This window comes from [Micrococcus luteus] ATCC 49442, assembly GCF_010367585.1.
GTDB lineage: Bacteria > Actinomycetota > Actinomycetes > Actinomycetales > Micrococcaceae > Arthrobacter > Arthrobacter luteus_A.
Map to the genome: position 1 here is coordinate 2,885,442 of NZ_JAAAXP010000001.1, position 12,718 is coordinate 2,898,159.

The 12,718-nt window shown below is 64.4% G+C and carries 11 protein-coding genes; 4 read left to right on the forward strand and 7 right to left on the reverse strand.

Annotation, left to right across the window (positions count from 1 at the left end; translation table 11 throughout):
- Positions 1-2: 2 nt before the first annotated feature.
- The 6 genes from dhaK to lysS form a co-directional block, all read right to left on the reverse strand.
- Complete coding sequence (gene dhaK / locus GUV69_RS13135; RefSeq protein ID WP_164203013.1) at positions 3-1,004, reverse strand: dihydroxyacetone kinase subunit DhaK; 1,002 nt, start codon at positions 1,002-1,004, stop codon at positions 3-5.
- Positions 1,005-1,220: 216 nt separating this feature from the next.
- Positions 1,221-1,730, reverse strand: coding sequence for an amino-acid N-acetyltransferase (locus tag GUV69_RS13140; RefSeq protein ID WP_164203015.1), 510 nt, complete (start codon positions 1,728-1,730; stop codon positions 1,221-1,223).
- 118 nt (positions 1,731-1,848) lie between these two features.
- Entirely contained in the window at positions 1,849-4,341 is a 2,493-nt protein-coding gene (locus tag GUV69_RS13145; RefSeq protein WP_164203017.1) for an ATP-dependent Clp protease ATP-binding subunit, read from the reverse strand.
- Positions 4,342-5,005: 664 nt separating this feature from the next.
- Positions 5,006-5,335 (reverse strand): histone-like nucleoid-structuring protein Lsr2, encoded by a 330-nt coding sequence (locus GUV69_RS13150; protein ID WP_164203019.1) that lies wholly within the window; start codon positions 5,333-5,335, stop codon positions 5,006-5,008.
- 132 nt (positions 5,336-5,467) lie between these two features.
- Positions 5,468-5,647, reverse strand: a complete 180-nt coding sequence (locus GUV69_RS13155; protein WP_164203021.1) for a hypothetical protein — start codon at positions 5,645-5,647, stop codon at positions 5,468-5,470.
- Between the two features lie 2 nt (positions 5,648-5,649).
- The gene (gene lysS / locus GUV69_RS13160; RefSeq protein ID WP_164203024.1) at positions 5,650-7,182 is read right to left on the reverse strand and encodes a lysine--tRNA ligase; all 1,533 of its coding nucleotides are present in this window, start codon (positions 7,180-7,182) and stop codon (positions 5,650-5,652) included.
- Between the two features lie 67 nt (positions 7,183-7,249).
- On the opposite strand from lysS, the gene GUV69_RS13165 reads away from it, so the two are divergent.
- The 4 genes from GUV69_RS13165 (at position 7,250) to GUV69_RS13180 (ending at position 11,130) form a co-directional block, all read left to right on the forward strand.
- A complete protein-coding gene (locus GUV69_RS13165) occupies positions 7,250-8,134 on the forward strand; it encodes an alpha/beta fold hydrolase (protein WP_164203026.1) in 885 nt (294 codons plus the stop codon).
- 63 nt (positions 8,135-8,197) lie between these two features.
- A complete protein-coding gene (locus GUV69_RS13170) occupies positions 8,198-9,061 on the forward strand; it encodes an alpha/beta hydrolase (RefSeq protein ID WP_373458678.1) in 864 nt (287 codons plus the stop codon).
- A 34-nt stretch (positions 9,062-9,095) separates the two neighbouring features.
- Positions 9,096-9,929, forward strand: coding sequence for an alpha/beta fold hydrolase (locus GUV69_RS13175; protein ID WP_164203029.1), 834 nt, complete (start codon positions 9,096-9,098; stop codon positions 9,927-9,929).
- Between the two features lie 109 nt (positions 9,930-10,038).
- The gene (locus GUV69_RS13180) at positions 10,039-11,130 is read left to right on the forward strand and encodes an alpha/beta hydrolase family protein (protein ID WP_164203031.1); all 1,092 of its coding nucleotides are present in this window, start codon (positions 10,039-10,041) and stop codon (positions 11,128-11,130) included.
- Positions 11,131-11,183: 53 nt separating this feature from the next.
- Here the strand turns inward: GUV69_RS13180 and GUV69_RS13185 are convergent, their stop codons facing one another.
- Complete coding sequence (locus GUV69_RS13185) at positions 11,184-12,671, reverse strand: MDR family MFS transporter (RefSeq protein ID WP_164203033.1); 1,488 nt, start codon at positions 12,669-12,671, stop codon at positions 11,184-11,186.
- Between the last annotated feature and the right edge of the window lie 47 nt (positions 12,672-12,718).

Consider the following 12,718-nt stretch of genomic DNA (forward strand, 5'->3'; position numbering starts at 1 on the left):
CGTTAGACCCCCCATCGCAGCGCGGCCGTGTGGACCGGGGCGTCCCACAGCTGCGTCAGTTCGTCGTCGAGCCGGAGCACCGAGATGGAGCAGCCCTGCATCTCCAAAGAGGTGATGTAGTTTCCCACCAGTGAGCGCTCCACGGTGACTCCGTGTTCCGCGAGCACCTGCGTTGCGCGGCGGTACACGATGTACAGCTCGCTCAATGGCGTGCCGCCCATTCCGTTGACGAACAGCAGGACCTTCTCGCCACCGGAAATGCCCAGGTCGCTGAGCACAGGCTCCAGCAGCCGGTTCGTGATGCCGTCCGCGTTCTCCATCGGGATCTTGTGGCGGCCGGGTTCGCCGTGGATACCAATGCCGATCTCGATCTCGTTATCGGCCAGGTCGAAGCTCGGCGACCCGGCGTGCGGAACGGTGCAGGCCGACAGTGCGACGCCCATGGTGCGGACATTGCTGTTGACGCGGTCACCGATCGCGGCCACGGCATCAAGGCTGTCACCCCGCTCGGCTGCCGCACCGGCGATCTTCTCTACCAGGACGGTTCCGCCCACTCCGCGGCGGCCCGCTGTGTAGAGCGAGTCCTCCACAGCGACGTCGTCGTTGACCAGGACCGTGCGGACCTCCACCCCCTCGGCCTGCGCCAGTTCGGCGGCGGTCTCAAAGTTCAGGACGTCACCGGTGTAGTTCTTAACGATGTGCACGACGCCGGCACCGGAGTTGACAGCAAGCGTCGCCGGAAGGATCTGGTCCGGCGTTGGTGAGGTGAACACCGCACCGGGCACGGCGGCGTCGAGCATTCCCTGCCCCACAAAACCGGCGTGCAGTGGTTCGTGGCCGCTTCCCCCACCGGAAACCAGCCCGACTTTGCCCGCCACGGGAGCGTCTTTGCGCGTGACGTATTTGGGGTCGGCACTGACGTTGACGAGGTGCGCATGGGCAAGACCAAAGCCCTCTACAGACTCGTCGACTACGGAACGTGGGTCATTGATGAGCTTCTTCATGGCAGAACTCCTGGGGTCTGGGCTCGTCCTACACGATGCACTTTGACCCTACTACCGCGGCATGGACTCCGGTAGCCTGCGGAATCAGCGCAGAGGTAAGGGACAGCCCCCAATGACTGTCCCTTACCGGCAGGCCCCAAACTGCGGCCCGTCTAGTTTATCTATCAATTCGACTAAAAGCAGCAAAAGTGACCCACGGTTAACGACAGGTGCTCCCTAAAGGGACTTGATCATGCGCGTATTGCCCAGGGTGTTGGGCTTGACCCGCGCCAGGTCAAGGAATTCGGCCACGCCTTCGTCATGGGAACGCAGCAGTTCGGAGTAGACCACGGGGTCCACCGCTGACTGATCGGCCATGACCTCAAAGCCGTGACGTTTGAAGAAGTCAACTTCGAACGTAAGGCAAAAGACCCGGTCAACGCCGAGCGCGCGTGCTTCCTCGAGCAGGCTCTCCACAAGCACGTGGCCCACGCCCTTGCCGCGCCACGCATCCAACGCAGCCAGGGTGCGCACTTCCGCCAGGTCTTCCCACATCACATGCAGGGCCCCGCAGCCGATGACTTCGCCGTCGTCCGACTCAGCAATCCTGAATTCCTGCAGGCTCTCGTAGTAGGCAACCGTCTCCTTGGCCATCAGGATCCGCTGATCCGCCAGCGGTGCCACCAGCCTCTTGATCGCGGCAACATCGCCAGTGCGGGCAGGGCGGATATGGAAGGAGTCAGTCACACTAACCATCCTACGAGGCGGAACTCTGACACCGGCGGCGCCGGACCCAGCCATTGGGACATAAACGGCGAAAGCCCCGCCGCTCCTGGTGGAGTGGCGGGGCTTTCGCGGTTGCTGGTTAGACGCTCGGGGCGATCTCCGGGATGCGCGGCTTGGCGTTGCCGGCGAAGGTGAACTTGGCGTCGTCGCCTTCGCCGTCCACATCCACCACCACGATGTCGCCGGCGTGGATCTCGCCGAACAGGATCTTCTCGGAAAGCTGGTCCTCGATCTCGCGCTGGATGGTGCGGCGAAGCGGCCGGGCACCCATGGCGGGGTCGTAGCCGCGGGTCGCCAGGAGCACCTTGGCCGCGGGCGTGAGCTCGATGCCCATGTCCTTGTCCTTGAGGCGCTTCTCCAGCCGGCCAACGAACATGTCCACGATCTCGATGATCTCGTCCTGGGTCAGCTGCGGGAACACCACAACGTCATCCACACGGTTCAGGAACTCGGGGCGGAAGTGCTGCTTGAGCTCCTCCGTCACACGGGCACGCATCCGGTTGTAGCCGGTCTGGGTGTCGGTGCCGGACTGGAAGCCGGTGGCAACGCTCTTCGAGATGTCGCGGGTGCCAAGGTTGGTGGTCATGATGATCACCGTGTTCTTGAAGTCCACCACTCGGCCCTGGGAGTCGGTCAGGCGGCCGTCTTCGAGGATCTGCAGGAGCGAGTTGAAGAGGTCAGCGTGTGCCTTCTCCACTTCGTCGAACAGGACCACGGAGAACGGACGACGGCGGACCTTCTCGGTGAGCTGGCCACCCTCTTCGTAGCCGACGTAGCCCGGAGGGGCACCGAACAGCCGCGAAACCGTGTGCTTCTCGGAGTACTCGGACATGTCCAGCGTAATGAGGGCATCCTCTTCACCGAACAGGAACTCAGCCAGGGCCTTGGCCAGCTCGGTTTTGCCGACGCCGGTGGGGCCGGCGAAGATGAACGAACCGCCCGGACGCTTCGGGTCCTTCAGGCCTGCACGGGTGCGGCGGATTGCCTGGGACAGGGCCTTGATGGCCTCGTCCTGGCCAACCACACGCTTGTGCAGTTCGTCTTCCATCTTCAGCAGGCGCGAGGATTCTTCCTCGGTCAGCTTGAAGACCGGGATGCCCGTGGAGTTGGCCAGCACCTCGGCGATGAGGTCCTCATCCACCTCGGAGATGTCGTCCATGCCGCCGGACTTCCAGTGGCGTTCCTTCTCGGAACGCTCGGTGATGAGCTTCTGCTCCTTGTCACGGAGTGCCGCTGCGCCTTCGAAGTCCTGCGCGTCGATGGCGGATTCCTTCTCCATCTTCAGCTGGGCAATCCGCTCGTCCATGGCCTTCAGCTCCGGCGGAGCGGTCATCCGGCGGATACGCAGCCGTGCACCGGCCTCGTCGATCAGGTCGATGGCCTTGTCCGGCAGGAAGCGATCCGAGATGTAGCGCTCGGCGAGGCTGGCGGCCGAGGCAAGGGCGCCGTCGGTGATGGTGACGCGGTGGTGTGCCTCGTAGCGGTCACGCAGGCCCTTGAGGATCTCGATCGCGTGCGCGACAGAGGGCTCCTTGACCTGGATCGGCTGGAAGCGGCGCTCCAGCGCGGCATCCTTCTCGATGTGCTTGCGGTACTCATCCAGTGTGGTGGCACCGATGGTCTGCAGTTCACCGCGGGCCAGCATGGGCTTGAGGATGGACGCAGCGTCGATGGCACCTTCGGCGGCACCCGCACCCACAAGGGTGTGGATTTCGTCGATGAAGAGGATGATGTCGCCGCGGGTGCGGATTTCCTTGAGGACCTTCTTCAGGCGCTCTTCGAAGTCACCGCGGTACCGCGAGCCGGCCACCAGGGACCCGAGGTCCAGGGTGTAAAGCTGCTTGTCCTTGATGGTCTCCGGGACGTCGCCGCGGACAATCGCCTGGGCGAGGCCTTCGACGACGGCGGTCTTGCCGACGCCGGGCTCACCGATCAGGACGGGGTTGTTCTTGGTACGGCGCGAGAGGACCTGCATAACGCGTTCCATCTCGGACTCGCGGCCGATGACGGGGTCCAGCTTGTTCTCGCGCGCAGCCTGGGTGAGGTTGCGGCCGAACTGGTCCAGGACGACCGAACCGGCCGGGGCGCCTTCGGGCTGGCCCGGGCCGACGCCGGCGCCGGTGGTTTCCTTGCCCTGGTAGCCGGAGAGCAGCTGGATGACCTGCTGGCGGACCCGGTTGAGGTCAGCACCAAGCTTGACCAGCACCTGGGCAGCTACGCCCTCACCCTCGCGGATGAGGCCCAGCAGGATGTGCTCCGTGCCGATGTAGTTGTGGCCCAGCTGCAGCGCTTCGCGCAGGGACAGCTCCAGCACCTTCTTGGCGCGTGGCGTAAAGGGAATGTGGCCGGATGGGGCCTGCTGGCCCTGGCCAATGATCTCCTGCACCTGCTCGCGGACGCCGTCGAGCGAAATGCTCAAGGACTCAAGAGCCTTTGCAGCCACACCCTCGCCCTCATGGATCAGACCCAAGAGGATGTGTTCGGTACCAATATAGTTATGGTTCAGCATGCGTGCCTCTTCTTGGGCAAGCACAACGACGCGACGGGCACGGTCCGTAAATCGCTCAAACATTTCGCCACACTCCTAGCTACAACGTACTTTGATGCTACGTGCCCGATCCCGACTTGTGGAGCGTGTTCGCCACAGGGGAAACCGTGGTGATTCTCAGGTGACCGGAATCGCCGCGGCCGGCCGCCGCCGCCGGTATTCCTGCGGCTATTCCTGCGGCGCGGACGGCAGACCATCCTTCGAACGCTAGACCCTCTGGAACGTCCACCGCGCGTGGCTGTCGCTGCCGGCCCTTGCGGCGCTCAGTATTGCGTGGCCTTCGCTGGGGCGCCCCTGAAGCTGGTTACTTCCGGAAATAGAACAGCGAAGTGTCAGCCGGCTGCTGCCAATTGCAGGACGAATTCCGACAGCCTCCGGAACATAGGGAACAAAGCGGCTGTAACTGCAATGACTCGCCGCGCCCTGCCATTTCCCTCCATTTCAGCCTCGCGCCGGGCGTGCGAAAGGATAGGCACAAATTGGACGGGCGTCCCAGTCCGAGGTCCCGGACCCGAGTCACCTAAATAGCAGGGAATTTGCGGACGATTCACTCACGGCAACACTCAGGGCCGTTTGGCGGCTACGGTTTTCCGCCCGATGCGCGGACAGCCGCATTATCCAAAGGCAGCAAAAAGCCCCGTCCCGCCGCAGGGCAGAACAGGGCTCTCAGCGTTCAAAGCCATCAGTGTCAGGAATTGGCCTTTTGGTAGGCTTCCTGGATTTCAGCCTGAATTCGGCCGCGGCTGTTGACCGTGTAGCCGTTATCCCGTGCCCATTGACGGATCTGCGCCGAATCATTGCCACGGCCCGTCACTGCTGCCTTCGTACGCGTAGCCCGGCCCGCAGATGTTTTGCGTGCGGCCGCGACAAACCGTTCAAGGCTGGAACGAAGTTCGGCCGCATTTGCCGCCGACAGATCAATTTCGTAGCTGACCCCGTCAAGGCCAAACCGGACATTCTCGTCCGCGGATCCCCCATCCAGATCATCTACGAGGATGATGTTTACTTTCTGTGCCATTTAAAGACTTCCTCTTTGAGGTTCGGGTGTGCAGAAAAGCAGGATGTTTCTACAAAAAGTATGAACCTCTTTATGGCACCGCGTCAAAGCGACAAATGTCCGCTGTGGATATTCACGCGAACTTCGGCTGCTTTATTTACCCGCGTCCGGATCCGAACCATTCAAAGGCTTGGCGGCGCGCCCTTCGGCTTCAGCCTTGGCGCGCGCTTCAGCCTGGCGCTCGGACTTATCGGCATTGAAGATCGATTTCATGGCGAACCAGAAGATCAGGCCCACCACTATTGACGGCAGCAGTACGGCTACGTATTCCATGCTTAGTGTCCCTCAGGCTTCAGGAGCGGGAAGAGGATAGTCTCGCGGATGCCTGCGCCGGTAAACAGCATGACCAGGCGGTCGATGCCCAGCCCGATTCCGCCCATGGGCGGGGCACCGTATTCGAGCGCGCGGAGAAAGTCCTCATCCAGCTGCATGGCTTCGACGTCGCCTGCAGCAGCGTGCCGGGACTGTTCGGTGAGCCGCTCACGCTGGATGACCGGGTCAATGAGTTCGGAGAAGGCCGTGCCGCGTTCCATGCCGCCGATGATCAGGTCCCAGGCTTCGATCAGCCGTCCGTCTTCGCGGTGTGGGCGGGCCAGGGGCTGGGCCGACGGCGGATAGTCATAGACAAACGTCGGGTTCAGGAGCGTGGGCTCCACGATTTCACCGAAGAGTTCCACGGCCAGTTTCTCGGCGTCCCACTTCGGGTCCACCTTAACCTCGTGCTTGGTGGCAATGTCACGAAGCACCTCAAGCGGCGTGTCAGGGGTGACTTCCTGGCCAACGGCGTCGGACAGCCCCGGGTAGACCGAAACCCAGGCCCAGTCGCCGTCGAGGTTAATCTCCCCGGCCTCGGTCTGGAGGGTGCGGCCGGCGCCCACGGCGTCAGCGGCGTCGAGGATGATTTCCTTGATGCGCCCGGCCATAACGAACTGGTCCGCCCAGGCCTCGTAGCACTCAAGCGTGGTGAATTCGGGGCTGTGCGTGGAGTCCACGCCCTCGTTGCGGAACACGCGGCCCATGTCGTAGACACGGTCGATGCCGCCCACGACGGCCCGCTTGAGGTACAGCTCGGTGGCGATGCGCAGGGTCATTTTCTGGTCGAACGCGTTCATGTGCGTCTCGAACGGACGCGCCAGGGCGCCGCCGTGGACCAGCTGCAGGATGGGAGTCTCCACCTCCACATAATTGTGGCGGTAGAGGCTCTCGCGGATGGAACGGGTGATGGCGGCGCGGGTGTAGACCATCTCGCGGGCTTCGTCGCGCACCATCAGGTCCACGTAGCGCTGGCGGACGCGGGTCTCCTCATTCAGCTCTGCGTGGAGCACAGGCAGCGGGCGCAGTGCCTTCGAAGCCATGGACCAGGATTCGGCCATCACGGACAGCTCGCCGCGCCGGGAGGAGATGACCTCACCCTTGATGAACACGTGGTCCCCAAGGTCAACCAGGGCTTTCCAGTCCGCGAGCGCTTCCTCGCCCACGTTGGCCAGGCTAAGCATGGCCTGGAGCCGGGTGCCCTTGCCGTCAACGCCGCCTTCCTGCAGGGTGGCGAAGCACAGCTTGCCGGTGTTCCGGACAAAAACCACGCGGCCGGTGACGCCCACGGTGTCGCCGGTGGTGTCGTCGGCCTCGAGGTGTGCGTACTTTTCGCGGATCTCGGTGAGTGAGTGCGTGCGCTCCACACCCACCGGATACGCCTCGGTGCCGCGCTCGATCAGCTTGGCGCGCTTGTCCATGCGGATGCGCATCTGCTCGCTGGCGTCGAGGGGCTCTGGGGCATTTTTGGGGGTGGGGGTGTTTTGGGAAGTCACAATCCCCAAGTTTACCGGGAGTTCAGCTGACCGGCTTCCGGTCAGCTGCCGGGCATAGACTCAGGCTGTGGAGTCGTGGAGAGTTGCAACGGAGGACGGTGGCCACCTTGAGGGCCATTCATTCCTCACCCCTGCAGAACCGGACCCGACGACGGCGGGACCTCCCGGCGTCGTACTTGTCCACGGCACATTGGTCACCGATGCCCTCTACCGCCCTTTCGCGCGGAAGCTCAGCGTCCTGCTCGGACGCCCCGTGCACTGCTACAACCGGCGCGGCCGCGCCGGGTCATCGATCCAGCCTGACGACTATTCGGCAGATACCGAAGTCAGCGACCTTGCCGCGGTGATGGACAGGACAGGCTCCACCGATGTTGTGGCGCACAGCTACGGAGGCTTTGTGGCGCTGCTGGCGGCAAGGACCCTGCCGATCCGCCGGCTGGTGACCTACGACGCCGCCGTGTCACTGTCCGGAAACCTCAGCCACCGCTGGCGGCCCGAGCTCGAGGACGCCGTCACCGCGGGCCAGCTCAACCATGCCTGGGCGCATCTGGTCCAGGGCCTGGGCACTGCCGGGCCGCTGTCCTACCTGCCGCTGGGCGCGCTGCGGATGCTGAGCATCCTTTCAGCCAGGACAAACCTGGGAACGGAAATGCGCCAGCTGCTGCCTACCGCCGTCAAGGAAATGCGTGCCGTTCTCGATGCAGACGCCGAGCTGGACGATTTCACCGTGCTCACCACACCCATCCTGATGCTCAGCGGCGGCTGGAGCCCGGCGTACTTCGCCGAGACCGGACGCCAGCTGGCCGCGGCCGTGCCGTCCATCGACTTCCGTGTGGTTCCGGGACAGCTGCATGAAGGACCCATCCGCCCCGGCAAGGGACTCGCTGTGCGGATTGCCCGGTTCATCAACGCCAGCGACGGCCAGGTGCGGCCGCTGGGACGGCGGCGGTAGGTTTGCGAAGAGCATCGGCCCCCGGCGCACCGCTGCCAGGAGGCGCAGCGCCATCCGCCTAGGATGGGAACCGTGAAAGAGCAGGAAGTCCCCACGCACGACGGCGGCAGGCTGGCATTGTACAGCTACGGCACCGAGGATGCACCGGGGAAACGCCGTGTGGTGGTCATTGGCGGAGCTTTCCTCACGGCGCTGATCTACCGGCCGTTTTCGATGGCGTTGGCCGACGGCCTGGGCGAGGGGTGGGCCGTGGATGTTTATGACCGGCGCGGCCGGGGAAAGTCCACTGAACAGCCGGCCGGCTATTCCATGGCAACCGAAATCGCCGATGTCCGCACCATCATGGAGGCCACCGGCGCCCGGAACCTCCTCGGCCACAGCCTGGGCGGTTCGGTGGCCCTCAACGCCGTCCAGGAGTTTGCGGGAACGCCGCACGAGCCGGACAAACTGGCGGTGTACGACGCAGCCGTGAACATCGAAGGCAGCATTGATACCTCGTGGCTGGGCGACTTCGAGGCTGCGGTGAATGCAGGCAAGGTGGCGCATGCCATGGCTCTTCTGAAGAAGGGCATGCAGCCGTCCACTGCGCTCTCGAAGATCCCCGAACCGGTCCTCGCCGGGCTGATGGCACTGGTCTCCCGTACCAAGGTCAACAGAATGGCGCGGGAGCTGATGCCCACGGGCGTGGGTGAGCTGCGGGCCGCCTACGACGAGGTGGACCATGCACGCGACTTCGCAGTGCTGCCCGCCAACACCCACTTCATGGCCGGCGGCAAAAGTCCGCGGTTCTACAAGGTCACGGCGCAGCGGTTGCATGCCGCGGTCCCCGGCAGCACGTTCGAACTGTCGCCAAAGGGTTTCCACGGCTCCATCCCGGCCGCGGTGAAGGAACTGGTCACAGACATCGCGGAGTACTTCAAGGGCTAAGACATTCTTCAGCCGGCTCGGCTAGGCTCGAATCATGACGCGCGAGAACATCAAGACCCCCGACGGCGGCACCCTGGAGCTCTTCACCACCGGTGCGGAACTGGCCTCTGCCGGCTCTGGCGTAGTTGTGGTGCCCACGTCCATGGTGACCGCGGCTGACTACACCAAGTTCGCCCAGAAACTCAGCGCCGCCCTGGGCCGCCCCGTCCACACTTTCAACCGGCGCGGCCGCGGCTCGTCCTCGCCGCAGCCCGAGGATTACACCCTGGACGTGGACATCCGCGACCTTGACGCCGTGATGAAACACACGTCCAGCACCGATGTCTTTGGCCACAGCTTCGGCGGCGCAGTGGCCTTGCATGCGGCCCGAACGCTTCCCGTGGAGCGGCTGGCCGTGTATGACCCGGCCGTGTCCGTGAACCACAGCGTCAAGGCGGACTGGACGACGGAATACGAGCGTGCCACGGCCACCGGAGACGATGACCGTGCCCTCGCCGTCCTCACCAAGGGACTGGAAACCGGCGGCGCCTTTTCCCGGATGCCGCTGTCCATGCTGACCATCGCGAACAAGCTCACGGCCGGGACGCACCTTGGCAAGCAAATGCGGGAAATGATGCGCACCGGTGTCCGGGAAGTCAAGGCGATCATTGCCGCGGACATGCCGGCCGAGCCGTTCCTGGAGCTGCCGCTGGAGACACTGATTGTGGTGGGTGAAAAGAGCCCCGCCTACTTCGGGGTTGCCTGCGGCCAGATCCACGACGTCCTGTCCGGTTCCAGCTACACCATCCTGCCTGGCTTCGGCCACGACGGCGCCCTCCGCGCCCCGGACAAGCTCATCACCGAGCTCAGCGACTTCTTCGCCGGCTGACCCCGGCAGGGCAACCAGCAACGCGGAGTCAGATGATGCCCTTTCCGGTCCGTTTACTGGGCTCTAAGTGACCCCGCGCTGGTTGGGCCCCGCGTGTGGAGCAGCGGCAGTGGCGGCAGCTTCCTTAGCCGGCTGGGTAAGCGTGCACATTGCGAGGACGCTGGTGACCCCGGTGGAACGGCGTCCCGAACGGATCCGCATTGTGGGGAGCGCCAACGGCACCGTGACCCTTAAGGCCGACCGGGACACAATGGCTCCCGGCGCCTACAGCCTCTATTGGGGCAACCGCACCGGGCACGCCCGGATCGGCCAGGTGATATCCAGCGACAAAAAGGCCGGCACAGTCACCCGGCGCGTCCTGAAAATCTACAGCGGCGAGCTCAGGCCGGGCACTGCGGGGTACTGGTCCGGCTACGTCTACCCGGACCCTGGAGCGGCGGGCCTGCCCTTCGATGACGCGCCCCTGCCGGGGCCGGCTCCGGCGTGGCTCATCCCCGGTACCGGCCGGGGCTCTTGGGTAATTCACGTCCACGGGCTTGGCGGACGGCGGGCCACCGGCCTTCGTACCGCTCCGTTCTTCCACCGGCTGGGATTCACGCAGCTGCTCATCTCATTCCGCGGCGACCCGGACGCTCCCCCGACCGCGGACGGAAAACACCATCTCGGCCTCAGCGAACTGGCGGACGTGGAAACCGCCCTCGAGTATGCAGCGTCGCATGGTGCAGCCCGGATCATCATCGCCGGCTGGTCGATGGGCGCAACGATGGCCCTGGCCGCAGCCCACACCTCGGCCTACCGGGACCTGATCGTTGGCCTGGTTCTGACTGCCCCGGTCCTGGACTGGCGCCGGACGCTTTCCTCGCACACGGCAGCGTGGCTGCTTCCGGCCGCGCTTGCCACCGGAGCGTTCCGGATCCTCGGCGGGCCGCTGCACCGCCTTGCGGGCCTGGTCCAACCGCTGGACCTCCGGACCTTGGATTTCAGCGGTATGGCGCCGCCTGTGCCAGTGATCATCCTTCACGGCGTCGGCGATGCCAGCACGCCGATCCGCATCAGCGAGGACTACGCGGCCCGTTTCCCTGACCTCGTCAGCCTGGTCAAGTTTCCCTCCGGACGGCACACCCAGGAGTGGAACACTTGGCCACAGCTCTGGGAAGGTTCCGTGGCCCGCTGGATGAGGGACTCAACCCCAAGTAAGTAGCAGTAAGTGTCGTTTTGAGCGCTCAAAACGACACTTACTGCTACTCAGTTGGGTTAGTGGGCTGGCCCGTGGCCCGGAGCCGCACCTTCTGTTTTGCGCATCATGGCAGAAAGTACGACGGCGGCGAGCGCTATGACGGTTGCCGTCAGGAAGGCGGCACTCATCCCCGCCACCGGACCGGACGAGGCGGACACGACAGCGAAGATGGACACCAGCAGCGCGGTGCCGGCGGCACCGGCGACCTGCTGGGTGGTGCTCATGATGGCCGAGCCGTGGGAGTACAGGTGCGGCGGCAACGGGTTCAGGCCCGTGGTAAATGCCGGGGTGAACAGCAGCGCCAGCCCGAAACTCAGCCCCACGTGCAGGGTAACGATCCACCACACGGGAGTACCGGCGTCGAGCATGGAGAACTGCCACAGGCTCAGCACCATCAGGACGGAACCGGTGACGGTGAGCGGCAGCGGGCCGATCCTGTCAAACAGCCGGCCGATGAACGGGCCCAGCAGGCCCATCGCCAAGCCGCCGGGCAGCAAGACAAGGCCGGTCTCCAATGAACCAAGTCCGCGGATTTCCTGCAGGTACAGCGGCAGCAGGATCACGCCGCCGAACAGCGCCATCATGGCCACCACCATCAGCAGCACCGAGACGGTGAACATGCGGAAGTTGAAGGCACGGAGATCCAGCAGCGGAGCCTCCGCCTTCTGGAGCCGGAGCTGGCGGAGCACAAAGACCGTCAGGCTGGCCACGCCGATAACCAGCGCGGCGATGGCCACGGTGCCCGGACCGCTCTGGCCGCCGTGTCCGCCGCCGATCTGGCTCAGGCCGTACACCAGGCCGCCGAAGGCAGGAACTGTCAGAAGTACCGAGAGGATGTCGAGCTTCGTCTTCTCCGTCTCACCGATATTGGTCAGGTACCTGGCACCGATGGCAAGGGCCGCCAGTGCCACCGGCAGGACAAAGACAAACATAAAGCGCCAGGTGAAGTGCTCCAGGATCATTCCGGAGACGGTGGGCCCCATGGCCGGCGCCACGGAGATGGCGATGCTGACGTTGCCCATGACGGCGCCGCGCTTGGCCAGCGGCACCAGGGTGAGGATGGTGGTCATCAGCAGCGGGAGCATAATGGCCGTTCCGCCGGCCTGGACAATGCGGGCCAGGAGCAGGATCTCGAAACCTGGCGCAACGGCAGCCAGTGCGGTTCCGCCGGCGAACAGGCCCATGGCCAGCATAAAGACAGCCCGGGTGGAGAGGCTCTGCAGGATGAAGCCGGTAGTGGGAATGACCACGGCCATGGTGAGCATAAAGCCCGTCGAGAGCCACTGTACGGTGGGCGCGTCGACGCCAAGGTCAACCATCAGCCGCTGCAGGGCTACGTTCATGATGGTCTCGTTGAGGATCACCACAAAAGTCGCCACCAGCAGGGTGGCAATGATCGTCACCGACTCGCGGGACATTTTCTCCGGCGAGGAGGGCCTCGACGCCGCCGCCTGGCCGGATTGGCCCGGCTGGCCGGAGGCGTTCGAAGAGACTTCTGTAGACATGGGTGTTCCCTCAGGGCGTAAGAATGAAGTGGCGCGCGAGCGTCGTC